Source organism: Amycolatopsis thailandensis, from assembly GCF_002234405.1.
In the GTDB taxonomy this organism is placed as follows: Bacteria; Actinomycetota; Actinomycetes; order Mycobacteriales; family Pseudonocardiaceae; genus Amycolatopsis; species Amycolatopsis thailandensis.
This window is the reverse complement of record NZ_NMQT01000032.1, coordinates 24402-45832: the sequence shown is the minus strand read 5'-3', so window position 1 is coordinate 45832 and position 21431 is coordinate 24402. Positions and strand designations below refer to the sequence as shown.

The 21431-nt window shown below is 69.0% G+C and carries 25 protein-coding genes; 10 read left to right on the top strand and 15 right to left on the bottom strand.

Annotated elements, in window-relative coordinates:
• Window positions 1-54 precede the first annotated feature (54 nt).
• Window positions 55-786 carry a LysR family substrate-binding domain-containing protein gene (locus CFP71_RS10355; RefSeq protein ID WP_093933619.1) on the top strand — a complete coding sequence of 244 codons (732 nt, stop codon included), beginning with the start codon at window positions 55-57 and terminating at the stop codon, window positions 784-786.
• Here the strand turns inward: CFP71_RS10355 and CFP71_RS10350 are convergent.
• The 3 genes from CFP71_RS10350 to CFP71_RS10340 all read right to left on the bottom strand — a co-directional run bounded on the left by CFP71_RS10350 (window position 783) and on the right by CFP71_RS10340 (window position 2626).
• The gene (locus CFP71_RS10350; protein WP_093933645.1) at window positions 783-1133 is read right to left on the bottom strand and encodes a DUF5997 family protein; all 351 of its coding nucleotides are present in this window, start codon (window positions 1131-1133) and stop codon (window positions 783-785) included. The two genes, CFP71_RS10355 and CFP71_RS10350, sit on opposite strands and share 4 nt — an antisense overlap.
• Window positions 1134-1208: 75 nt before the next feature.
• Window positions 1209-2234: a DUF1648 domain-containing protein gene (locus CFP71_RS10345; protein WP_093933618.1), complete on the bottom strand. Its 1026-nt coding sequence runs from the start codon at window positions 2232-2234 to the stop codon at window positions 1209-1211.
• On the bottom strand, window positions 2231-2626 hold the full coding sequence (locus CFP71_RS10340) for a GntR family transcriptional regulator (protein ID WP_093933617.1): 396 nt from the start codon (window positions 2624-2626) through the stop codon (window positions 2231-2233). The genes CFP71_RS10345 and CFP71_RS10340 overlap by 4 nt, the downstream gene beginning before the upstream one ends.
• Window positions 2627-2697: 71 nt before the next feature.
• On the opposite strand from CFP71_RS10340, the gene CFP71_RS10335 reads away from it, so the two are divergent.
• A complete protein-coding gene (locus CFP71_RS10335; RefSeq protein ID WP_093933616.1) occupies window positions 2698-3060 on the top strand; it encodes a hypothetical protein in 363 nt (120 codons plus the stop codon).
• Here the strand turns inward: CFP71_RS10335 and CFP71_RS10330 are convergent.
• A complete protein-coding gene (locus CFP71_RS10330) occupies window positions 3057-3551 on the bottom strand; it encodes a hypothetical protein (protein WP_093933615.1) in 495 nt (164 codons plus the stop codon). The two genes, CFP71_RS10335 and CFP71_RS10330, sit on opposite strands and share 4 nt — an antisense overlap.
• A 213-nt stretch (window positions 3552-3764) precedes the next feature.
• Here CFP71_RS10330 and CFP71_RS10325 point away from each other — a divergent pair, with 213 nt between their 5' ends.
• Window positions 3765-4901 carry a serine hydrolase domain-containing protein gene (locus tag CFP71_RS10325; RefSeq protein WP_093933644.1) on the top strand — a complete coding sequence of 379 codons (1137 nt, stop codon included), beginning with the start codon at window positions 3765-3767 and terminating at the stop codon, window positions 4899-4901.
• 93 nt (window positions 4902-4994) lie between these two features.
• Here the strand turns inward: CFP71_RS10325 and CFP71_RS10320 are convergent, their stop codons facing one another.
• From CFP71_RS10320 to pdhA, 6 genes are all read right to left on the bottom strand, one after another.
• Window positions 4995-5777, bottom strand: coding sequence for a PE-PPE domain-containing protein (locus CFP71_RS10320; protein ID WP_093933614.1), 783 nt, complete (start codon window positions 5775-5777; stop codon window positions 4995-4997).
• 103 nt (window positions 5778-5880) lie between these two features.
• Window positions 5881-6162, bottom strand: coding sequence for a VOC family protein (locus tag CFP71_RS10315; RefSeq protein ID WP_244199624.1), 282 nt, complete (start codon window positions 6160-6162; stop codon window positions 5881-5883).
• Entirely contained in the window at window positions 6062-7450 is a 1389-nt protein-coding gene (locus CFP71_RS10310; RefSeq protein ID WP_093933612.1) for an MFS transporter, read from the bottom strand. The genes CFP71_RS10315 and CFP71_RS10310 overlap by 101 nt, the downstream gene beginning before the upstream one ends.
• A gap of 81 nt (window positions 7451-7531) precedes the next feature.
• Window positions 7532-8728 carry a dihydrolipoamide acetyltransferase family protein gene (locus tag CFP71_RS10305; RefSeq protein ID WP_093933611.1) on the bottom strand — a complete coding sequence of 399 codons (1197 nt, stop codon included), beginning with the start codon at window positions 8726-8728 and terminating at the stop codon, window positions 7532-7534.
• Window positions 8721-9719, bottom strand: a complete 999-nt coding sequence (locus CFP71_RS10300) for an alpha-ketoacid dehydrogenase subunit beta (protein ID WP_093933610.1) — start codon at window positions 9717-9719, stop codon at window positions 8721-8723. The genes CFP71_RS10305 and CFP71_RS10300 overlap by 8 nt, the downstream gene beginning before the upstream one ends.
• On the bottom strand, window positions 9719-10816 hold the full coding sequence (gene pdhA, locus CFP71_RS10295; protein ID WP_093933643.1) for a pyruvate dehydrogenase (acetyl-transferring) E1 component subunit alpha: 1098 nt from the start codon (window positions 10814-10816) through the stop codon (window positions 9719-9721). Before pdhA ends, CFP71_RS10300 begins: the two co-directional genes overlap by 1 nt.
• 134 nt (window positions 10817-10950) lie before the next feature.
• Between pdhA and CFP71_RS10290 the strand changes: the two genes are divergently transcribed.
• The 3 genes from CFP71_RS10290 (at window position 10951) to CFP71_RS10280 (ending at window position 13243) form a co-directional block, all read left to right on the top strand.
• The gene (locus CFP71_RS10290) at window positions 10951-11430 is read left to right on the top strand and encodes an Lrp/AsnC family transcriptional regulator (RefSeq protein WP_093933642.1); all 480 of its coding nucleotides are present in this window, start codon (window positions 10951-10953) and stop codon (window positions 11428-11430) included.
• Between the two features lie 144 nt (window positions 11431-11574).
• Window positions 11575-12501, top strand: coding sequence for a lysyl endopeptidase (locus CFP71_RS10285; RefSeq protein WP_093933609.1), 927 nt, complete (start codon window positions 11575-11577; stop codon window positions 12499-12501).
• Window positions 12502-12781: 280 nt separating this feature from the next.
• On the top strand, window positions 12782-13243 hold the full coding sequence (locus CFP71_RS10280) for a hypothetical protein (RefSeq protein ID WP_093933608.1): 462 nt from the start codon (window positions 12782-12784) through the stop codon (window positions 13241-13243).
• Here the strand turns inward: CFP71_RS10280 and CFP71_RS10275 are convergent.
• Window positions 13200-14375, bottom strand: a complete 1176-nt coding sequence (locus CFP71_RS10275) for an ROK family transcriptional regulator (protein ID WP_093933607.1) — start codon at window positions 14373-14375, stop codon at window positions 13200-13202. The two genes, CFP71_RS10280 and CFP71_RS10275, sit on opposite strands and share 44 nt — an antisense overlap.
• A 96-nt stretch (window positions 14376-14471) precedes the next feature.
• Between CFP71_RS10275 and xylA the strand changes: the two genes are divergently transcribed.
• Window positions 14472-15641, top strand: a complete 1170-nt coding sequence (gene xylA, locus CFP71_RS10270) for a xylose isomerase (RefSeq protein ID WP_093933606.1) — start codon at window positions 14472-14474, stop codon at window positions 15639-15641.
• On the opposite strand, the gene CFP71_RS10265 is transcribed toward xylA, so the two are convergent.
• Both CFP71_RS10265 and CFP71_RS10260 read right to left on the bottom strand, forming a co-directional pair.
• On the bottom strand, window positions 15638-16654 hold the full coding sequence (locus tag CFP71_RS10265; protein WP_093933605.1) for an alpha/beta fold hydrolase: 1017 nt from the start codon (window positions 16652-16654) through the stop codon (window positions 15638-15640). The genes xylA and CFP71_RS10265 overlap by 4 nt on opposite strands.
• Window positions 16655-16765: 111 nt before the next feature.
• Window positions 16766-17521: a thioesterase II family protein gene (locus CFP71_RS10260; RefSeq protein WP_093933604.1), complete on the bottom strand. Its 756-nt coding sequence runs from the start codon at window positions 17519-17521 to the stop codon at window positions 16766-16768.
• A 162-nt stretch (window positions 17522-17683) separates the two neighbouring features.
• Here CFP71_RS10260 and CFP71_RS10255 point away from each other — a divergent pair, with 162 nt between their 5' ends.
• Window positions 17684-18061 carry a hypothetical protein gene (locus tag CFP71_RS10255; protein ID WP_093933603.1) on the top strand — a complete coding sequence of 126 codons (378 nt, stop codon included), beginning with the start codon at window positions 17684-17686 and terminating at the stop codon, window positions 18059-18061.
• Here CFP71_RS10255 and CFP71_RS10250 read toward each other — a convergent pair.
• Window positions 18058-18918: an alpha/beta fold hydrolase gene (locus CFP71_RS10250; protein ID WP_093933602.1), complete on the bottom strand. Its 861-nt coding sequence runs from the start codon at window positions 18916-18918 to the stop codon at window positions 18058-18060. The two genes, CFP71_RS10255 and CFP71_RS10250, sit on opposite strands and share 4 nt — an antisense overlap.
• A gap of 57 nt (window positions 18919-18975) precedes the next feature.
• Between CFP71_RS10250 and CFP71_RS10245 the strand changes: the two genes are divergently transcribed.
• Window positions 18976-19812: a helix-turn-helix domain-containing protein gene (locus tag CFP71_RS10245; RefSeq protein ID WP_093933601.1), complete on the top strand. Its 837-nt coding sequence runs from the start codon at window positions 18976-18978 to the stop codon at window positions 19810-19812.
• On the opposite strand, the gene CFP71_RS10240 is transcribed toward CFP71_RS10245, so the two are convergent.
• Window positions 19783-20475: a hypothetical protein gene (locus CFP71_RS10240; RefSeq protein ID WP_244199623.1), complete on the bottom strand. Its 693-nt coding sequence runs from the start codon at window positions 20473-20475 to the stop codon at window positions 19783-19785. The genes CFP71_RS10245 and CFP71_RS10240 overlap by 30 nt on opposite strands.
• 97 nt (window positions 20476-20572) lie before the next feature.
• Between CFP71_RS10240 and CFP71_RS10235 the strand changes: the two genes are divergently transcribed.
• Window positions 20573-21430, top strand: a complete 858-nt coding sequence (locus tag CFP71_RS10235) for a fructosamine kinase family protein (RefSeq protein ID WP_093933600.1) — start codon at window positions 20573-20575, stop codon at window positions 21428-21430.
• Window position 21431: the final 1 nt, after the last annotated feature.

Sequence of the window (21431 nt, the reverse complement as noted above, 5' to 3'; positions counted from 1 at the left end):
TCGGACCGCGCGGGGTCAAGGTGGCGGCGGATCACGCCCGGTAGCCTTGCCCCCATGACCGGCCCGGACACCCCCGCCTCCTTCAAACTCGCGTACGTCCCCGGCGTGACGCCCTCGAAGTGGGTCCGGATCTGGGCCGAGCGGTCGCCCGACGTCCCGCTCGACCTCGTCCAGACGACCGCCGCCGACGCCCGGGCGCTCGTCCGGGACCGCGAGGTGGACGCCGTCCTGCTGCGCCTCCCGATCGACCGCGAGGGCCTGCACGCGATCCCGCTCTACACCGAGACGACCGTCGTGGTCGTCCCCAAGGACCACCTGGTCGCCGCCGCGGACGAGGTCTCCGTCGACGACATCGCCGACGACGTCGTGCTGCATCCGCTCGACGACACGCTGGACTGGGACACCCCGCCCGGGAAACCCGCGCTGGAGCGCCCCGCCACCACGGCGGACGCCATCGAGCTGGTCGCCGCCGGTGTCGGGCTCCTCGTGGTCCCGCAATCCCTCGCGCGGCTGCACCACCGGCGTGACCTGACCTACCGCCCGATCTCCGGCACGCCGGAGTCCGGGGTCGCGTTGTCCTGGCCGGACGAGGAGACCAGCGACCTGATGGAGCAGTTCATCGGGATCGTCCGCGGCCGCACCGTCAACAGCACCCGGGGCAGGCAGCAGGTCCAGGAAAAGCCGGAGAAGAAGACCCCGGCGAAGAGCAACCGCCCCCAGGCAGGCGGCCGGAAGCCGCCGCCCGGGCGGCGTGGCGCTCCCAAGGGCGGGAAACGCCGCCGCTAGCCCTCGCCGCGGGAGGCCTTCACCCGGGCCTCTTCCTTGCGGACCTCGGCCTGGGTCTCGCGCTCCCGCTTCAGCCAGTCGGGGTTCTCGGTCTTGACCGCGTCGATCTGCTCGGTGGTGAGGGCGTCGGTGATGCCGCCCCGCGCGAGGCCGCTGATGGAGATGCCCAGCTTCGCCGCGATGACCGGACGCGGGTGCGGCCCGTTGCGGCGCAGGTCGCGCAGCCATTCGGGCGGTTCGGTCTGCAACGCGTTCAACTCGTCGCGGGAGACGACACCCTCCTGGAACTCCGCCGGGGTGGCTTCGAGGTACACACCCAGCTTCTTCGCCGCTGTCGCGGGCTTCATCGTTTGAGGGGTTTTCTGCGACGTCATTGCCTCAGGGTAACGAGCGGCCCGGGCACCTCCGATCACACCCGGTGATCAGCCTTTCGCCGGGAGGGTCACGACACCGAATCCGGCGAGCACCCCGATGACGGCGACCGCGGCGAGAACCAGCCAGGCCACCGGACGCCCGAGGTTGAGCGTCCAGTAGGTCCCGACCCGCCGGTGCACCAGCAGCGCCGGATCGTTCCGGTTCAGGTAGACCATCCCGGCCGCGTACCAGTGGCGGTCGTCGTCGCGTTGTTCGTACCGGGTTTCGGGTTCGTCGGCGGTGGGGGACAGCCGGTGCCCGGCGTCGCCGCTCCTGACCGAGAAACCGATCCAGGCGATGAAGGCGGCGAGCAGGGGAAGATAGGCCACGATCGTGACCGGCACGGTCGTTTCGACGACCTCCCACAGCTGGAGCGAAACGACGAGCAACGTCGCGTTGGCGCAGCCGGCGGACACCAGCAGCAGGCTGAGCACGCCGTGCAGATACTCCCGATAGCGCGACGCCGACGCGGCAGGCTGCGCGGCGTCGATCTCGGGACGGGCGCGGGAGATCGCGACGGTCAGCAGCGCCACCAGGACGGCGATCAGGGCCTGCGCGAAGACGGTGGAGAAGCTCGTCGTGCCCTTGACCAGGCCGATGACGGCCGTGACCACGGCCAGCAACACCGACGGCGTCAGAAGGATCCACTGTGGACGAACCGGGTCCGAGCGCAGCGAGGTGTCGGCGGCGACAGCCTGCCGTGTCCCGGCATACCAGCCGCCATCGCGTTTCGCGACGACGATCGAACGATGCGCCAGGCCGCCGAGCAGCGCGTAGAGCACGCCGAGACCGGCGATGACGAGGTCGATTCGCGCGGTCCAGCCGGTCAGGACGACGGCGCAGGCGATGACCGCGCCCGCCGCGATGCCCCGGTTGTAGCGACGGCGCGCGAGGGCGATGGCGGGTTCGCCGGCGCGCCCAGCGGGAATCCGGACACCGAAGGGAAGCGTCGGCCGAGCCAGTGCGGGGCCCGAGCTGAAGGCGGCCGAGACGAACGCGATCAGGGCCAGGTGCGGCCAAACCGGTCCGGTCATCGCCGCGCGCTCACCGCGAAGGAGTCCAGCACGGTTTCGCACCGGCTCGTCACCTCGCGCGGGCCGAGGCCGAGCGCGACGGCCTCGGCGAGCAGGGTGCGCAGGCGTTCCTGCCACTCGTCCGCGTAGCCGTCCTCCGCCGGACCGGACGACGCGTCCCGCCGGACGACGGCGCCGGTCTTGCGGTTGATCCGGATGAACCCCTGTGTCCGCAACAGGTCGTACGCCTTGTTGACGGTGTGGAAGTTGATCCCGAGATCGGCGCCGAGCTGCCGGGTGGAGGGCAGGGCGGTGCCCTCGGCCAGTGCGCCGTCGGCGACGGCTTCGACGATCCGGTCGCGGATCTGCTGGTAGATCGGAACCTCGCTGTCGAGGTCGAGAGTCAGCAACACCCGTCAAGGATATCTGCTATACACTTGCTATAACAACTACATCAGCTAGCTATCATGGGAAGGTGGTCAGGATGGCGACGATCGACATCGCCGACGGCGGCGTACGAGTGCGGTTCCCGGGTTGGGAGAGGCTGGCCGTGTGGCGCGAGGAAGCGGTCGTGCCGCGGGCGGCGATCAGGGCCGTCGAACTCGTCGACGCGCCGGTGGGGCGGGCGCGGGGAGGCCGGGCCGGAGTGCTGGTCAGCGGAGTGCTGAAGGTGGGTTACTGGGGGCTGGGGACAGGAGTCCGGCAGCTCGTGTCGGTGCGCAGGGGAGTCCCGGCGCTGCGGATCGCGATCGATCGCGAGGCCGCCGGGCTCCCCTTCGACGAGGTGCTCGTCAGTGCGCGGAACGCGGCGGAACTCGCCGGCGCGCTCGTGCCGAGCAACGTCTAGAGATAGTCGAAGAACCGGTCCCACCACGACGGTGGCCGGTCCGGCGGATAGAGGGCGTCGAATCCGCTGATCCCGGTGTACTTGGTCCATAGCGGGTGTTCGGGGACGGGCAGGTAGCCGAGCGCTTCCAGTTCGTCCTCGACCCGTCTTCGATCCCGCGCCGGGAAGAGCTCCCGCTCCTCGTCTTCGTCGTAGCTGCCCGGATTCCCCAGTGTCACCGCGACGAGTCCGCCGAAGTTGCTGACCGTGACGGTCACCTGGTCCTGCGCGGACGTCGCGCTCGCCGGGATCACGATCCTGCCGAGATGACTGGCGTCCTGGACGTGGCGATCGACTTCGCACGTGCAGTCGAAACGCAGGTCGAGCCGTTCGGACAGCCGCTCGAAGCGCGCCCGCGCGGCCGGTCCGTCGAAGTCGTGGGGCACTTCCCAGTGGCCGGGTTCGTCCAGCTCTCGCAGTAGTGCCCAGGTCTGCTGTTCGTCGAGGGGCATCGTCGCCTCCCGGCCTCGGGTGGTCTAGTCCACTTATCGAACTGACTTTAGCGAGCCGCGTCCCGTGCGGACAATGGTGGGACGAATTCCGGTCCGAAAATATTCGCTCCGGTAGCGCCAGCGCTACCCGATATTCGGCAGCCTGCACTCCTGACCTTCGTGCCCGATTCGACCAGTGTCGTCGGTGTCGAACCGATCGAGCAAGGAGTACGGATGACAGTACGCAAGGGGGTTGTGGTCCTGACGGTGGCGGGGCTGCTGGGCACCGTGTGGACCACCACGGCGGACGCGGCCCCGACCAAGGGACAAGAGCTTCAGAAGAGCCTCGACTCGTTGGTGCGCCAGGAGAAGTTCCCGGCCGCGCTGGCCTCCGTGACCGGCGGGCGCCGTACGACGTCGCTGGTCGCGGGGTCCTCGCGGATCGATCGCCAGGTCCCCGTCCCCCGGGACGGCACGGTCCGGGCGGGCAGCAACACCAAGACGTTCACCGCGGTCGCGGTCCTGCAGCTGGTGGCCGAAGGCAAAGTGGAACTGGACGCGCCGATCGAGAAGTACCTTCCCGGGATCGTGCGCGGGGAGGGCATCGACGCCGGCAAGATCACCATCCGGCACCTCCTCCAGCACACGAGCGGACTGCCGAACTACACCGAGTACCTCGGGCTCGAGGACTTCGAGAAGGTGCAGCACCGGTACGTCCCGAACCACGAACTGCTCGCCGCGGCGCTGAGCCATCCGGCGAAGTTCGCACCCGGCGCCAACTGGGAGTACAGCAACACCGGCTATCTGCTGGCGGGCATGGTGATCGAGAAGGTGACCGGACGCCCGCTCCACGAGCAGATCACCGAACGGGTGATCAAGAAGGCCGGGCTGAAGAACACCTACTGGCCGCTGATCGGCGACCAGACCATCCAGGGGCGGCACCCGCAGGGATACGCCGTCGGCAACGCCGCCACCGGCAAGGTGATCGACGCGACCGAGCTGGATCCGTCCTGGGGCGGTGCCGCCGGTCAGCTGATCTCGACGCCGGGCGACCTCGGCAAGTTCTTCCGGGTGCTGCTCGAAGGGAAGCTGCTGCCCGCCGCGCAGCTGGCCGAGATGCGCAAGACGGTCGACGCGCCCCTGTTTCCGGGGACGAAGTACGGCCTGGGCCTGATGAGCAACCCGCTCAGCTGCGGAGGGGTGTACTGGGGTCACGGCGGGGACATCCACGGCTTCGAAACACGGGGCGGCGCAACGGAAGACGGCCGCACCGTCGGGCTCGCGGTGACAGCGATGCCAGGAACCTTCGGCGACGCGGAGAAGGGTTCGAAGGCCGTCATGGCCACTGTGGACACTGCCTTCTGCAAGTGAAGGAGTGCCCGGGCCGGATCTCCGGCCCGGGCGGCTCCGCCGATTCGCTGTCGTCCGGCGATCGGGCGCCGGGCGACACCGGTCTTCAGCCGGTCACGCCACGGGATGCGGTGGACGGCAGTTCTGCCGCGGAAGCGCGTGCGAACCGTTGGTGTACACGCCGTCCGCGATCGTGTCCTCCATGATCGAGCGGTGATCGGTGGGACGGGCCCACTGGTAGCAAAGGTGCTGGGCGAAATACCCGCCGGGTGCTTCGAAGGTGTCGAAGTGACAGACGCCGTCGGTCTCGATGCAGTAGCGGATGTACGGGATACCGCCGAAATCGGTGCGACCCGGTCCGAACGAGACGTAGCCGCCGAACGGCGACGGCGCCCCGGTGCCCGCCGGGAGCACCGCGCTGATCCCGCGTCCGGGCGGACCGACGGGCTGCATCGGGTCGGCGAAGATCTTCGCCCTGAAGCGGGACCTGTCGACGGCCAGTCTCCCGTCGGCGATGTCGTTCAGCACCTTGTTCGCGACCAGCGCGCCCTGCGAGTAGCCGACGACGACGAACTCCGCGCCGGGGTTTTCGTCGAAGGAACTCTGGACGACGCGACGGGCCTCTTCGTGCCCGCGCGCGACGCTCTGGTCCATCGGTGTCTGGTCGCAGTTGGGTGCTCCGGCGGCCCCTGCCGGGTAGTGGACCACCTTCTTGATCCCGCCTCGCAACCAGGCGTCGTTGTAGACGGTCGCGGCTCCGTCGCAGGTGCCGCCGATGAGGATGTAGTAACGCGCCTGGTCGGCCGTCTCGGCCTGGACGGACGGCGCGATGGCGCCGATCAGCCCGGTGGCCAGTGCGGCCGCCGCCAGGACCCCCCTGAACTTCTTCACATTCATCGTCCCTTCAGTTCGACTACGGTGCGTGTTCGAACGTTAGGGATGCGTCATGAAATTTTGATGAAACCCGCCGTCAGGCCCAACGAACTGGGCCGAACGGCGGTCAGTGGGAGAGCACGTTGACCACATGGCCGCTGGGATCCCGGACGAAGAATCGCCGGACGCCCCACTCCTCGTCGGTCAGTTCGTGCACGATCTCCGCTCCGGAGGCCTTGGCCGCCGCGTACGCCGCGTCGACGTCCTCGACCTCGATCGAGGCGACCGGCACGACGGGCGCCGTCTCGTCATGGGTCATGAGGCTCAGCTGGACCTCCGGCCGGTCCGGATCCGCCAGTGTCACGATCCAGCCGTGGTCCATCACCACCTCGAAGCCGAGAACCCGCACGTAGAAGGCTTTCGTCTGCTCCAGCGTCCGGGTTTCGAGGTCCGTGACCACTCTCTTGATCGACATGCTCCGATCCTGGCACAGGGGTCCGACGCTTTCGGGGGAGCAGGAGCGGCGTCGCGAGCATGAGCACCCCGGCGATGCCGACGGCGGCGCGCGGGCCGGTGAACGCGGCGAGCAGGCCCCACAGCGCGGTCAGGCCCGCGGTGGTGAGCTTCCCGGCGATCGACCAGGCCGACAGCGTGCGTGCCGCGCGGTCGAGGGGCACGAGTTCGAGCCTGCTGGTGGAGAGCACCGGATTGAACACGCCGATGCAGGTGATCAGCGCGAATTCGACGACGATGACCAGGACCAGCCCCGGAACACCGGGCTGGATGAAGACGAGCCCGACGGGCCAGCAGACGCGCAGCCAACCGGTGACGAAGAGGACCCGGTCCCGGCCGTACCGGGCGACGGCACTCCGGGAGAGCCTCGATCCGATCAGGCCGCCCAGACAGGGAACGGCGAAGGCCACGGCGTACTCCCATGGGGCGAAGCCGAGTTGTCCGAGCATCAGCACGGCCATCAGGGGCGCGGTCGCCATGATCAGGCCGTTGACCACGATCGTGTTGACGAACAGGGGCCGCAACAGCGGATGGGTGAGGATGAATCGCCAGCCTTCCCGCAGGTCACGGCCGGTCGGCCGAGGGCCGTCCGGTTTCGCGGGTGGCGGTTCCGCACCGCCGACGGCGCGGATCCCGGCCGCGGACAGCAGGTAGCTGACCGCGTCGGCCGCGATCGTGATCACCGGTCCGAACAGGCCGACGGCGAAACCGCCGAGCGGCGGGCCGAGCACGGTCGCGGTCCAGGTGGTCGATTCGAACCGCGCGTTCGCGAGGAGCAGATCCTCGCGCGGCAGCAGCGTTTTCAGGAACGCCCCGCTGGCCGCGAGGAACGTGATGTCGGCCGCCGCGACGACGACCGACACCGCGAGGAGCTGCCAGAAACCGAGCAACCCCAGCACGTACGCCACAGGGACGGTCAGCAGCGCGACGCAGCGGATCAGGTCCATCGCGATCATCACCGGCCGCTTGCGGCGGAACTCGACCCAGGGGCCGAGCGGCAGCGCGACCACCGCGCCCACGACGAGACCGGCGGACGCCAAGAGCGAGACCTCGGTGGTGCCCGCGCCCAGCGCCACGATGGCGATCAGGCTGAACGCGTCGAACGCGAACCTCGTACCGAACGCGCTCGCCGCGTATGCCGCCCAAAGCCAGCCGAATCGTCGTCCCAGCGATCTCCCACTCACGCGCGAGATCAAAGCAAGCCGCGACGCGCGAGTCGAACAACGTGTCGTTGGCGGGTCACAACCGTGGGTTGTGCGGCCCGCTCAGAGATCTCCGAGCGCGGTCACCGGCGACTCGACGCAGTCCGCGACGAACCGCAGGAATCCGCCTGCCGTCCCGCCGTCGCACACCCGGTGGTCGAAAGCCAGGGTGAGCTCGCAGATCTTCCGTGCCACCAGCGCGCCGTCGACCACCCAGGCGCGGTCGATGATCCGGCCGATGCCGAGGATCGCCGCCTCCGGGTGATTGATGATCGCGGCGGAGCCGTCGACTCCGAACACGCCGTAGTTGTTAACCGTGAACGTGCCGCCGGTGAGGCCCGCCGGGCCGAGCTTTCCGTCTCTGGCTTGTCCGGTCCGCTCGCCGATCGCCGCCGAAAGCTCCCTTGTGGACAGCGAACCCGCGTCACGGACGACCGGGACGACGAGGCCACGATCGGTCTGCGCCGCGAAGCCGAGGTTGATGTCCCGCAGCTGGACGATTTCGTCGCCCTCGACCCGCGAGTTCAGCTCGGGGAACTTCCGCAGGCCCGCGACGGCGAACCGCGCGACGAGGCCGAGGAGGCTCACCGGGCGATCCGGTTCCGACGCGTTCAGTGCCTTGCGCGCGGTGACGAGTTCGGTCGCGTCGACGTCGACCCAGACCGTCGCCTCGGGGATCTGGCGCCGCGAGGTGGTCAGCTTGTCGGCGACGGCCTTCCGGACTCCCGTCAGCGGGATCCGGGTCTCGCCGTCACGCTGCTCGGGAACGGTGAGCGCCGCTTCGACGTCGGCGCGCCGGATGATGCCGCCGGGGCCACTGCCGGTCAGCCTCGTCAGGTCGATCTTGTTGTCCGAGGCCATCTTGCGGACGAACGGCGAGATCACGCCCGGCGCTTTCGACGGCTTCTCGGGAGTGGCCGTGACGACGGTGCGCGTCCGGCGGCGCCTCGTCGTGGTGGTCGTGCCGTAGCCGATGAGGACGTTGCCGCTGCCTTCGCTCGCGGTCGTCACTCCGGGTTCGGTGAACGCGGGTCCGATGGTGAGCAGGGGAGCGCCCACCGGCAGCGACTGACCGGGTTCGCCGTGGAGGCGCGTGACGACACCGGCGAACGGCACCGGCACCTCGACCGCCGCCTTCGCGGTCTCCACTTCCGCGACGGGCTGGTCGACTCCCACGGTGTCGCCTTCCGCGACGAGCCAGGTGACGATGGTGCCCTCGGTGAGCCCTTCGCCGAGGTCCGGGAGCAGGAAGTCAGGCACCGGCCACCACCGGTTCGTCGTTCCACTGCAGCCGGGCGACGGTGTCCAGGATCCGGTCGACGTCCGGAAGCTGATGGCGCTCCAGCTTCGGTGGCGGATAAGGGATGTCGAGCCCGGTGACCCGCAGGACGGGCGCGTGCAACTGGTGGAAGCACTGCTCGGTGACCCGCGCGACCACTTCGGCGCCGTAGCCGCCAAACCCGGCGGCCTCGTGGACGACGACCGCGCGCCCGGTACGGCGCACCGAAGCGACGACGGTCTCGTCGTCGAACGGGCTCAGTGACCGGAGATCGACCACTTCGACGTCCCAGCCCTCGGCCTTCGCGGCTTCCGCGGTCTCCAGCGCCGTGGCGACCATCGGGCCGTACGCGATCAGCGTGACGTCCTTACCCTTGCGGCGCACGACCGCGCGGTCCATCGCCGCGCCGTTCCTGGTGAAGGACACGGTTTCCTTCGACCAGTAGCGGCATTTGGGTTCGAGGAAGATCACCGGGTCCGGTGAGTCGATCGAATCGCGCAGCAGGTCGTAGGCGTCCTGAGGAGCACCCGGCGTGACGACGCGCAGGCCCGGTGTGTGGGTGTAGTAGGCCTCGCTCGAATCGCAGTGGTGCTCGACGCCGCCGATCCCGCCCGCGTAAGGGATCCGGATGACCATCGGCAGCGACAGCGCGCCGCGGGTGCGGTTCCGGAGCTTCGCGACATGCGAGGTGATCTGCTCGAAAGCGGGGTAGGCGAAGGCGTCGAACTGCATTTCGACCACCGGGCGGAACCCGCCCATCGCCATCCCGACCGCGAAACCGACGATGCCGGACTCCGCCAGCGGCGTGTCGAAACAGCGTTCCTCACCGAAGTCGGTGGTGATGCCGTCGGTCACCCGGAACACGCCGCCGAGCGGGCCGACGTCCTCGCCGAAGATCAGCACGCGATCGTCGTCCTTGACCGCGTCACGCAAGGCGGCGTTGAGCGCCTGTGCCATAGAGATGTCGGTCATCAGCCCTCCACGGCTTCCAGCTCGGCCGCGACCAGCGCGCGCTGAGCGGCCAGTTGGCGGGTCGGAACGGCGTACACGTGCTCGAACAGCGACATCGGATCCGGCTCCACGTCGGCGTTCAGGGTGTCGCGCACCCCGGCCGCGAACGTCTCAGCCTCCGCCCGGAACCGCTCGATATCGTTCTCGGACAACAGGTTCCGGCCGGTCAAGTAGGTTTCGAGGCGGCGGACCGGGTCGGCCGCGCGCCACTTCTCGACCTCGGCCTGGTCTCGGTAGCGGGTGGCGTCGTCGGCGTTGGTGTGCGCGTCGATGCGGTAGGTGTGCACCTCGACCAGGACCGGCCCGCGACCGGCGCGCGCGTGCGCGACGGCGTCGTCCAGCACGGACAGGACCGCGACGGCGTCGTTGCCGTCGACCTGCTCGGAGCGGACGCCGTAGCCGACGCCCTTGTAGGCCAGCGCCGGTGCGGCGCTCTGCTTCTCGAACGGCACCGAGATCGCGAAGCCGTTGTTCTGCACGAAGAACACCACCGGCGCCTTGAACACGGCCGCGAAGTTGAGCGCCTCGTGGAAGTCGCCCTCGCTGGTGGCGCCGTCACCGATGAGCGCGAACGCGACGGCGTCTTCGCCGCGGCGCTGCATCGCGTGCGCGAGCCCGGCGGCGTGGAGGGTCTGGGTGGCCAGCGGGGTGCACTGCGGTGCGACACGGGTCTTGGCGGGGTCGTAGCCACAGTGCGCGTCGCCGCGAAGCAGCGTCAGGATCTCGCCCGGTTCGAGCCCGCGGGCGACCAGCGCGACCGAGTCGCGGTAGGTGGGGAAGAGCCAGTCAGCTTCGGTGAGCGCCAGCGCGCTCGCGACCTGGCAGGCCTCCTGGCCGGCGCTCGACGGGTAAACCGCGAGACGGCCCTGTTTGGTCAGCGCGGTCGCTTGCGCGTCGAACCGGCGGCCGAGCACCATCAGCCGGTAGGCCTCGACGAGCCGGTCGGACGGCGGCTCGGCGTAGCCGCCGTGCTCGTCGACGCGCGTGCCGTCCTCGGCGAGGAACCGCACCGGGATTCCGGACGGCAGCAACGCGGCGGCATGGGTCTCACGCGACATGCGCAGCACCACCTTTCGCAGACATATGATGCTGAGATGGTGGTTTCCGAAGTCCTGGTGTTCAAGAGGCAGGCGAAATGAGCGACAAACTGTCCGAAGGATCGGTTCAGTCGAGCCAAACGTCCAACAGTGGCGTGGCTCACGGGCCGGATCCGGGACGAACGGTCCTTGCCCTCGACGACATCGACCGCGCGATCCTCGCCGAACTGTCCGCCGACGGCAGGCTCGCGATCCGCGCGCTGGCGGAACGACTGCACATCTCGCGCACCAACGCCTACGCGCGGCTCGACAGGCTGATGTCCGAAGGCGTCATCACCGGCTTCCACGCCCGGATCGACCCGCGCCGGGCCGGACTCGGGACGAGCGCGTACATCCTGATCACCGTCGAGCAGACGTCGTGGCGCACGATGTCCGCCGAGCTGCGGGAGATCCCGTTCGTCGAGCACGTGTCACTGGTCGGTGGCGATTTCGACATCCTGCTGCTGGTGCGGACGCCGGACAACGCGTCGTTGCGGGACGTCGTCCTGGAACGGCTTCAGGCGCTGGACGGCGTGCGGTCGACCCGGACCTGGCTGATCTTCGAGGAACAGCAGGGCGGCGGCACCCGCATTTAGTCCTCTGAATGCGGTCGTTACACCACGGTCGTCCTGATGGCGTGAGCTGAATGGTCTATTCCACCGGACAGGTCACCGAACAACTCTGGCTCCGCCGTTGGAAAATCTCATACTCTCCGAGTCGGGCCGAAGGGAGCTGACCTGATGAGCTGGACCTGGGTGCGTGCGACGGTGGCCATGGTGGTCGCCGCGGCGAGTCTCGCGATCGTCCCGACGGGCCGGCCGAGTGCCGCCGAAGCCCCGGCGACCCCCGCCGCGGCCGGGCGATCCGCGATCTACGGCGGGGGACCGTTCTATCAGGACGGACAGGGCGTCATGGACACCCTCCGCTCGTCCGGTTTCACCACGGTCATCCTGTGGAGCATCCACGTCCACGACAACGGCGATCTGTACTACAACGACCACCTGGTGGTCGCAGGCGGCCGGTACGTCGGCGACGCCGGCTGGCCCGCGCGGCTGCGGACGCTGAAGCAGGCGCCGACGTCGGTCAACCGCATCGAGGTCTCGGTCGGCGCCTGGGGAACGCCGGACTGGGAAGCCATCGACAAGCTGATCACCCGCGACGGCACCGGCAGCGGCACGATCCTGTACCGCAACTTCCTGGCGTTGAAGAACGCCACCGGCGCGGACGCGATCAACAACGACGACGAAGCGCACTACGACGTCGACTCCACCGTCACCTTCGCGCGGATGGCGAACGCCATGGGCTACCGGAACTTCACCCTCGCGCCGTACACCGCGGTTTCGTACTGGCAGGGCGTGAAGAACGGCCTCGGCGCCTTGGTCGATCGCGTGTACTTGCAGGCCTACGCGGGCGGGAGCGGCAACAACCCGGCGACGTGGTCGCGGTCGCTCGGCATGCCGGTGGATCCGGGACTGTGGAGCAAGAACGGCTCCGGCTGCTCGTCGGGAGACTCGCCCGCGCAAGTGGAGAGCAAGATGCGGTCGTGGAAGTCGTCCGCGGGCATCCCCGGCGGCTTCATGTGGTTGTACGACGACATGAAGAAGTGCTCGGCGCAGGGCACGGCCGCCGACTACGCACGGGCGATCAACACCGCCACCGCCAGCTGATCCCTTGCCGCGCCAGTGGGTCCCGGGTGACGTCTCGCAGACGTTGCCCGGGACCCTGTAACGCTCACCGCCTTCTCGCCGAATACAGGCGGGTCCCATGGCGGAGGCGGAGGAATCGTGGCGCGTGTCCTGCTCCTGATGTCGGCGGACGGGTGGCCGTGCTGACCGAGAGGCATCGCCGGCCACTCCATTCGGGTGGTAACGGTTCGGCATTCGATGTATCTGATCTACTCCCCATTGACACCTTCCTACGATCGCGGCGACTGGGTGGAGGAATGCGGTGACGGTGGAGGGCGCGGGTCAGGACTACCTGACACGGCAGATCGGGGCACTGCTCGAAGCGATTCGCGAGGAGGGGCCGGTCGGCGAGGGCAGACGCAGCTTCCGGCTCGCCGGGCACCTCGCCGCGGAGGGCGGTTTCCACCTCGGCGACATCCTCGCCGCGACAGCGCACTTGCTGGCCGTCCACGCGTGGAACAACGGCTACCTCGCCGCGGCGGAGCTGCTGACGCGCCGCATGCGGGAGTTCGGTGCCGAGTCGGTGGAGCTGGTGCAGCACCTCGTGCGGCTGGAGACCGGGAGCGAGCAGGGGTGGCTTCCGCTGGCGGACCGGGAGGCCCTCATCGACTACGCGCGGCGCGTCGAGCGACCCGATATCGAACAGCGGGCGCAGGCGATCGCGCCGCTGCTGCCTGACGTCAGCGACCCGGAACGTCCTGATCGGATGGCCAGTGAGTCGTGAGATGGTGCTCGGGATCAGCGAGGATGCCGCGGATCACCGAGCCGGCCGCGCCGCGTACGGCGGCACCAGTGCCGAGAGCCGATCGGATCACCCGCACCGGCGACCATGCCGTGCTGGGCACGCGGCGCTCGAGTTCGGCGAGGAGTGGCTCACGAAGCCACGGCTCGAGTCGCGCGTACGTTCCGCCTAGCACCACGGCCGGAACGTCCATCAGATTGACCACAGTGGACAGTCCGACGCCGAGGTGCCCGGCGGCGATGGTGATCGCCGAAAGCGCCGTGTCGTCACCGGACTCCAGCGCGGAGATCAGGGCGTCCACGGTTTCGGTGCCCGCCAGCCGCAGGATCTCCTCCTGCCCGGCCATGCGTTCCAGGCAGCCGTTCGCGCCGCAGGAACACGGCGGACCGCCGGGCGCGACCGGCAGGTGGCCGATCTCGCCGCCCGCGCCCCGGACGCCCTCGAAGAGCGCGCGGTCGAGCACGATTCCCGCGCCGATCCCGATCTCCCCGGACACGTGGACGAAATCCGGCAACGCCGAACCGTGCCAAAGTTCGGCGAGAGCGGCGAAGTTGGCTTCGTTGGCGACGGTGAAGGTGCCGCCGAGCCGGTCCGCGAGGTCGACGTCGCGCCAGGCCAGGTTGGGGGCGAGCCGCACGAGACCGGATTCGACCAGCCCGGGAACCGCTATGCCGACACCGCCGACGGTCACACCCAGTTCCTCCGCCTGCTTCCTCGCCCGGCGCAGGAACGCCGACACGCGCTGGAAGACGCGCGGGGTCCGGTTGTCCGCGTACCGGACCTCTTCCGCCCGGACGGCGCCGGTCAGATCGACCAGGCAGGACGCCAGGTAGTCGACGCCGATCTCGATGCCGAGTCCGTGCGGGCCGGTGGGGGAGAGGGAGACGACGGTGCCGCGCCGTCCGGGCCCGACCCGCTGTTCCGGCTCGCCTTCGGCCACGAGATCGGCCGCGATCAAGCGGTCGACCACGTTCGACACGGTGGCCTTCGTGAGCCCGGTGGCGGCGGCGAGACCTGCCCGTGAAGTGCCGGGGCCGTCCGCGATCGCGCGCAGGACGAGGGCGGAGTTGTGCTGCCGCACGGTGTGCTGTCCAGCCGGGCGCGTGCCGATCATCGCGCGATTGTATTCGTTCGATGCCTGAACGAAAGGCTTGACCCGCCGCCGGACGCGTCGATAAGTTCAGGCATCAAACTAATTGGTGGAGGCGAGATGGCTCAGGCACCGACGCGTGAGGACAAGTTCAGCTTCGGGTTGTGGACCGTGGGCTGGCAGGCGAACGACATGTTCGGTCCGGCGAGCCGGGGACCGCTCGACCCGGTCGAAGCCGTGCACCGGCTCTCGGAACTCGGCGCCTGGGGCATCACCTTCCACGACGACGACCTCGTCCCGTTCGGCTCGGCCGACGCGGAACGCGCGCGGCACCTGAAGCGCTTTCAGGGCGCGCTCGCCGAGACCGGACTCGTCGTGCCGATGGTGACCACGAACCTGTTCAGCCACCCCGTCTTCAAGGACGGCGGCCTGACCAGCAACGATCGCGACGTCCGCCGCTACGCGCTGCGGAAGGTGCTGCGAAACCTGGACCTCGCGGCGGAGCTCGGCGCGTCGACCTTCGTGCTCTGGGGCGGTCGCGAAGGCAGTGAGACCGACGCCGCCAAGGACGTCCGCGCGGCGATGGACCGCTACCGCGAGGGCATCGACTTCCTCGCGCAGTACGTCATCGACCAGGGCTACGGCCTTCGCCTCGCGCTCGAACCGAAGCCGAACGAACCGCGCGGCGACATCCTGCTGCCGACCGTCGGGCACGCGCTCGCGTTCATCTCCACGCTGGACAACCACGAGATCGTCGGCGTGAACCCGGAGGTCGGGCACGAGCAGATGGCCGGGCTCAACATCGTCCACGGCATCGGGCAGGCCCTGTGGCAGGGCAAGCTGTTCCACATCGACCTCAACGGCCAGCGCGGTCCGCGGTTCGACCAGGACCTCGTGTTCGGGCACGGCGACGTGCTCTCGTCCTTCTTCCTGGTCGACCTGCTGGAGAACGGCGGCTACGACGGGCCGCGCCACTTCGACTACAAGCCGTTGCGCACGGAGAACATGGACGGCGTCTGGGCCAGCGCCGAGGCCAACATGGCCAGTTACCTGCTGTTCGCCGAACGCTCGCGGGCCTTCCGTGCCGATCCCGAGGTGCGGGCCGCACTCGAAGCCGCCCTCGTCCCGGAATTGGCGACGCCGACGCTCAACGAGGGAGAGACGGCCGCGGATCTGCTGGCGGACCGGTCGGCGTTCGAGGACTTCGACCCGGACAAGGCGGCGGAACGCGGGTACGGCTTCATCCGCCTGTCGCAGCTGGCCCTCGAACACCTCACCAGTGGTCGCTAGAACTTGTCGACGTCGATGACCGCTTTGGCGAACTCCACCGGCGCCTCTTGCGGCACATTGTGGCCGATCCCGTTCAGGATCCGGTGTTCGTACTTGCCGGAGAACTTCGACCGGTAGGCCTTGCCGTCGGTGTTCGGGCCGTCGAAGTCGCTGCCGATCGTGATGGTGGGCACCGAAACCGACGGCCCCTGCGCGAGTTTCTGTTCGAGGGCGTCGAGTTTCGGGTCGCCTTCGGCGAGACTGAGCCGCCAGCGGTAGTTGTGGATCACGATGGCCACGTGGTCCGGATTGTCGAAACAGGCCGCCGAACGGTCGTAGGTCGCGTCGTCGAAGGTCCACTTCGGCGACGCGATCTTCCAGATCAGCTTGTTGAAATCGTGGCGGTTCTTCGTGTAGCCGAGGATCCCGCGCTCGGTGGCGAAGTAGTACTGGTACCACCAGCCGAGTTCGGCGGCCGGGGACAGCGGCTCCTTGTTCGTCTCCCGGTTGGTGACCAGGTAGCCGCTCACCGAGACGAGCGCCTTGCATCGCTCGGGCCACAGCGCGGCGATGATCACGGCCGTGCGGGCACCCCAGTCGAAGCCGCCGAAGACGGCCTTCTCGATCTTGAGGGCGTCCAGCAGGGCGACGACGTCGGCGGCGATCGCGGACTGCTGGCCGTTGCGGAAAGTATCCTTCGACAGGAACCGGGTGGGCCCGTAGCCCCGCAGGAACGGCACGATCACCCGGTATCCGGCCGCGACCAGGCGCGGGGTGACGTCGACGTAGCTGTGGATGTCGTAGGGCCAGCCGTGCAGGAGGACGACCACCGGACCGTCGGCGGGACCGGCTTCGGCGTACCCGATGCTCAGTTCCCCGGCGTCGATCTGCTTGAGGGGGCCGAACGAGGTGTTCCCGCCGGTGGTGGCAGGTGCCGCCGCCGGGGCTGCCGCGGGCTGGGCCGAGCAGCCCGCCACGGTGGCTCCCGCCGACGCGGCGATGACGGCCTGTGCGAACCTTCTCCTGCTGAGCATCCTGATTCCTCCCGCGTAACGCCTGGTACGGGATGAAATTAGGGGCGCGGTGCGGGGCGCGGCGACTGTCGGACGACGTCACCGCTGTACGTCATCCGGCTGGGACGCAACCTAGGCGACGTCCGGCTGGACGTCGAGGAAGGCGGCTTCCAGCCGGTGGATCCGGCCCCAGAACTCGATCTCCCGGCCGGATTCGAGTACGCCGAGATACCCGCCGGGGACGACCCGGCCCACGAACGGACCGGACGTCCACACCCGCCAGCCGCCCGTGGCGTCGTCGCCCGAGGCGGACGCCGGATCGTCGGTGCCGCGCATCGCCGCGAGCGGGCACGCGAGCCGTGTCCTGGCGGGCCCGCGGTAGGCGTTCACCAGCTGGAGATCGCCGAGCAGCAGGTCGAGCGCGTACTCCCAGCTCTCGGGCGAGTCGCGGTAGCCCGCGACGGGGGTGAGCCCCGTGCGGCCGAACACCCGCCCCATGGCCGACGCGCCCGCCTTGGCGTTCTTGTCCGGCGAGCGCCGTTGAGGAGCACACGCGTCCACGACGATCAGCGCACCCGGGGAGACGCCCAGCCGCTGCGCCATTTCCAGAGCGACGAAGGCACCCATTCCGAAACCGATCGTCACGGCGCGGGAAAACCAGTCCTTCGACGTCGCACCGGCCAGAAGCGTGGCGAGTTCCTCGATCGACGATGCCGGCGGCTCTGCGAGCTGGTCCCCGTGCCCGGGATATTCGACGCCCCAGACGTCCGCACCGGCTGTTCCGGCGAGCGGGCCGAACGCCCGGACTGTCCCGCCGGCGGGCGGAAGCAGTAGGTAGGGGCGGCCACCACCGTCCGATGTGGACAGTTTGGCGAGGATGGCCGTCATGATCCGAAAGATACGCGTCGTTAACCCGAATGGGGTAACGGTTTGGAATCGACCAAGATCGACTCACCCGGCAGGGGGAGGTATTTCGCGAAAGGCCGCCCGGCCGTGTCGTATCTGGCGCTCCCCGATCGACGTCCTGATAAGAGCCGGAAGGAGAAAGCGATGAACACCACGACACTGGCCTCGATCACGCGGCTGAACCCGGTGAGCCGCACTCTGCCGGTTCTGCTGGCGATGGAGGACGACGCGGAAGACGTCGGCCGCCTGTCCCCGGACGACCGGATGACCTGTCACGTGCACGGCCGCTGGATCCACCAGTGCGTCGCCTCCCCGATGCACGTCAACCCGATCACCCGGCATCGGTGGTGCCGTTCGTGCGCGATCGCGCTGACCGTTTCGGTCGACGAACTGTCCGGCATCGTCACGATGTCCTGCCCCGGGTGTGGCCATGGCGAAAGCGCGGCTTCGGACCGGCTGATCGTCGCGTGCCAGGCCAGCCTGGCCGCCGCGCGTGCGCAGGCCGCCGCACGGGTGGCCTAAGCGACCCACTCGAGGACGCGGTCGACGATCCGGTCGCGATCCTCCGGCCGCAGGTAGAGGTAGTGGCCCGCGTCGGGCAGGATTTCGACGTCGGCCTGGGGGAGCAGACTTTCCAGCCGTGCCGCGGCGTCGGCCGAATCGTGCACGGCGCTTCGCCCGCCGAACAAGGCGAGCGTGGGGACTTCAAGGGACCGCAACGCCTCCTCGCCCGGGCAGACCTGGAACGGCACTCGTGCCCGATAACACCGGATCCCGGCGAGAATCAGCCGGGCGGCGGGCTGGTCGAGAATGTCCTCCCCGGCGGACCACGTCACGAAACGCCGCCACAGGCGTTCGCTGTCGAGTACGGCGGCGGGCAGGCCGTACCAGAACACTTTCCGCGCGAACGGTGCCGAAACGGTCGTCGGGTCCAGGAGCCCGATGGACGCCAGCCTGCCGGGAAAGTGGATCGCCTGATTGACCGCGTGCCAGCCCCCGGTCGAGCCGCCCACGACGTGTACCTCGGACAGACCGAGGCGGTCGAAGACGTCGTCGAGAGCACTGGCGCGTTCGCGGATGTCTTTGAACGGCGCCTTCTGCACGCTTCCGCCCGCCTCGCCGAGAGTGTCGATCGCGTAGACCGTGTGCCGCTCGGCCAGGGCCGGAAGCAGTGCCGCGTAACAGGCGGAAGTCGCCATGAGCCCTGGAAGCAGGACGATCGGCGGGCCGTCGCCGTAGCGGTAGACGCGAGTGATGCCATGGTGTGTCCTGATATTGAAGACCGCGCCCGGCTCCGGGCATTCGGCCATGGCTCGGTCGTAGGCGGCGAAGTAACGCATTTCGGCCGCGGGACTTCTGAAGCTCCCGATCTTGTTCATGGATGGAACGCTAGGCAGAGCCACGTTCCCGGTCTTGAACGAAAGTAAGATGACCGCATGGGCGGGTGGGGTCTCGTGGTGCCGCGACGGGACATCGTCCGCGCGCCCGGTGAACGGGTTCTCCGGTCGCCGCATCCCGGCCTCGCCGCCCACGTCTCGAGTTACGTCGCGCACGACCTGCCCGACGCCGGGCCGACTTCGTGGCAGATCACTCCGTTGTCCGTCCTGATCTGGGTGATCGACCTCGAAGTCCCGAGCCGTCCGGACGGGGAAGACTCGATCCCGGAATCACCCGTACTGGGATTGCGGGACCGGCCACTGCTCGCGGAGCAAGGTGGGGTCTCGCGAGGGATCGCCGTCGCCCTGACCCTTCTCGGTGCGTACGGATTGTTCGGGATCCCGTTGCGCGAGTTGACGAATTCGGCGATCGCGGCGGCCGACCTGATGCCGTCCGGGCCGCTGACCGAACGGCTCGCGGAGGCGGCGGACTGGCCGGAGAGGTTCCGGCCGCTGGACGAATACCTGATTTCGAGGCTCGCTCGCGGTCCCGAACTCGCGCCGGCGGTCCGGTTCGCGTGGGACCGGCTCGCGGCGGGCCCGGTCCGTATCGACGCCCTCGCGGAGGAGATCGGCTGGAGCAGGCAGCATCTCAATACCCGCTTCCGCGAGCAGATCGGCCTGAATCCCAGCATTGTCGGGCGGATCACCCGGCTCAACCGCGTGATGGCGCTGGTGAACCGGGCGTCGTCCCTCTCCTGGGCGGAGGTGGCGCACCTGGGCGGCTACAGCGACCAGGCGCACCTCATCCGCGAGTTCCGCGCTTTGACCGGGTGCAGTCCGACCGAGGTCGGGAAACCGGCCGGACTATTTGTTCCGCCAGGTCACGGCGCGTGAATCGGCGCTTTCGTAGGGCTGGGTCGTGTACGCCAGCGACGCGATCGGGTCCGACGCGACGCCGAAGTGCAGGCGGCAGGACTCGAAGACCGCCCCCTTGACCGAAAAGTCCTTCGGCGCGAAGTTCTGGTCCTCGCAGCCGGTGACGTCGGTCTTCCCCATGCCGAGGAGTGAACCCGGCCAGCCGCCGCTCCTGGTCTTGGCGGTGAGGATCGGCGCGGTCACTTCGGCGAGGTTGGCGCCGTCGACGTTCGTCAGCTTCTCGTGGACGAAGAAGAAGTTCTTTCCGCGCAGTTTGGCCTTGTCTTCGTCCTTGAGCGGCAGACCGTCGATGTCGGCGTCGGGTGCCTTCACCGATTCGACGGTGACGGTGAGCCCGACGACGCCCTTGGCGTACCGGCTGTAGAACGGGATGATCGCCTGCTCACCGAATTTGAGTTTCGTACCCGGTTTGACCGCGTCGCCGGTGACTTCCAGCGTGGGGGTGGTGGTCAGGTACGGCATCGCAGTCGTCGTCGGCGACGGGCCGGCGGGCGCCTCTCCGGGCGTCGTGGCGGCGGCGCTTCTGGCCTGGCCGATATTCGACGGTGGCGTGCAGCCGACCAGCGCGACGCCGGCCATCACGGCGATGACGGCATGACGAATTCTCGGACGTTCGGGCACGGCCGATCTCCCCTCGGAAACGAAAACACCTTGAGTTCCCCTGAAAGCACCCTAGACAACGAGCGTTCACCCGATCGGCGGAGGTAGGTTGCTGGGCATGACCCAGGTTTCGATGCCTGCCGAGGCGGCCATGCGGATCACCGGACGAGCGGTCGCCGAGGAGAGGGGGCTCTCGGGCGCGGTCACCGAAGTGGTGTTGGACAGCGGCGACACGGTGGTCGTCAAACGGGGGCATGCCCGGAACGCGACGTCCGCGGAGGCGGCGGGACTGCGGTGGCTGGGTGAGGCCGAAGCCGTCCGGGTGCCAGAGGTCCGCGGCCACGACGACGAATGGCTCGTCACGGAACTGGTCGGCGGAGGTCGGCCGACACACCACGCGGCGGAACGGCTGGGGCGGGGGCTCGCGGCGTTGCACGCGGCCGGAGCACCCGCGTTCGGCGCGGCTCCGCCGGAGGGGCCCGTCGACGCGTGGATCGGTGTCGCTCCGATGGAGAACGCACCGGAGGAGGACTGGCCGCGGTGGTATGCCGAGCACCGCGTCCTGCCGTATGTCCGCCGCGCTGTCGACGAGGGCACGTTGGACGCCGACGAAGCGGCCGCGATCGAACAGGCTTGCACGCGGCTACCGGGGATTTCCGGACCGGCCGAACCTCCTGCCCGTCTGCACGGGGATCTGTGGAACGGCAACGTGCTGTGGGGTGCCGTCGAGGCGGCCCTGATCGACCCGGCCGCGCACGGCGGTCATCGTGAGACCGATCTGGCGATGCTGCAGTTGTTCGGCTGTCCGCTGCTCGACCGGGTGCTGGCCGCCTACCAGGAGGTCGCCCCGCTCGCCGAGGGCTGGACCGACCGGATCGGCGCGCATCAACTGTTCCCGCTCCTGGTGCACACCGTCCTTTTCGGACGGTCCTACGCCGGGCAGGCCGTCGCGGCGGCAAGGGCCGTCGGCCGGTAGC

What these genes read in the sequence shown, in the direction of transcription:
- CFP71_RS10355 (WP_093933619.1), top strand. Translation starts at nt 55, where the DNA reads ATGACCGGCCCGGACACCCCCGCCTCCTTCAAACTCGCGTACGTCCCC.
- CFP71_RS10350 (WP_093933645.1), bottom strand. Translation starts at nt 1,133, where the DNA reads ATGAAGCCCGCGACAGCGGCGAAGAAGCTGGGTGTGTACCTCGAAGCC.
- CFP71_RS10345 (WP_093933618.1), bottom strand. Translation starts at nt 2,234, where the DNA reads ATGACCGGACCGGTTTGGCCGCACCTGGCCCTGATCGCGTTCGTCTCG.
- CFP71_RS10335 (WP_093933616.1), top strand. Translation starts at nt 2,698, where the DNA reads ATGGCGACGATCGACATCGCCGACGGCGGCGTACGAGTGCGGTTCCCG.
- CFP71_RS10330 (WP_093933615.1), bottom strand. Translation starts at nt 3,551, where the DNA reads ATGCCCCTCGACGAACAGCAGACCTGGGCACTACTGCGAGAGCTGGAC.
- CFP71_RS10325 (WP_093933644.1), top strand. Translation starts at nt 3,765, where the DNA reads ATGACAGTACGCAAGGGGGTTGTGGTCCTGACGGTGGCGGGGCTGCTG.
- CFP71_RS10320 (WP_093933614.1), bottom strand. Translation starts at nt 5,777, where the DNA reads ATGAATGTGAAGAAGTTCAGGGGGGTCCTGGCGGCGGCCGCACTGGCC.
- CFP71_RS10300 (WP_093933610.1), bottom strand. Translation starts at nt 9,719, where the DNA reads ATGACCGACATCTCTATGGCACAGGCGCTCAACGCCGCCTTGCGTGAC.
- pdhA (WP_093933643.1), bottom strand. Translation starts at nt 10,816, where the DNA reads ATGTCGCGTGAGACCCATGCCGCCGCGTTGCTGCCGTCCGGAATCCCG.
- CFP71_RS10285 (WP_093933609.1), top strand. Translation starts at nt 11,575, where the DNA reads ATGAGCTGGACCTGGGTGCGTGCGACGGTGGCCATGGTGGTCGCCGCG.
- CFP71_RS10275 (WP_093933607.1), bottom strand. Translation starts at nt 14,375, where the DNA reads ATGATCGGCACGCGCCCGGCTGGACAGCACACCGTGCGGCAGCACAAC.
- xylA (WP_093933606.1), top strand. Translation starts at nt 14,472, where the DNA reads ATGGCTCAGGCACCGACGCGTGAGGACAAGTTCAGCTTCGGGTTGTGG.
- CFP71_RS10265 (WP_093933605.1), bottom strand. Translation starts at nt 16,654, where the DNA reads ATGCTCAGCAGGAGAAGGTTCGCACAGGCCGTCATCGCCGCGTCGGCG.
- CFP71_RS10260 (WP_093933604.1), bottom strand. Translation starts at nt 17,521, where the DNA reads ATGACGGCCATCCTCGCCAAACTGTCCACATCGGACGGTGGTGGCCGC.
- CFP71_RS10255 (WP_093933603.1), top strand. Translation starts at nt 17,684, where the DNA reads ATGAACACCACGACACTGGCCTCGATCACGCGGCTGAACCCGGTGAGC.
- CFP71_RS10250 (WP_093933602.1), bottom strand. Translation starts at nt 18,918, where the DNA reads ATGAACAAGATCGGGAGCTTCAGAAGTCCCGCGGCCGAAATGCGTTAC.
- CFP71_RS10245 (WP_093933601.1), top strand. Translation starts at nt 18,976, where the DNA reads ATGGGCGGGTGGGGTCTCGTGGTGCCGCGACGGGACATCGTCCGCGCG.
- CFP71_RS10235 (WP_093933600.1), top strand. Translation starts at nt 20,573, where the DNA reads ATGACCCAGGTTTCGATGCCTGCCGAGGCGGCCATGCGGATCACCGGA.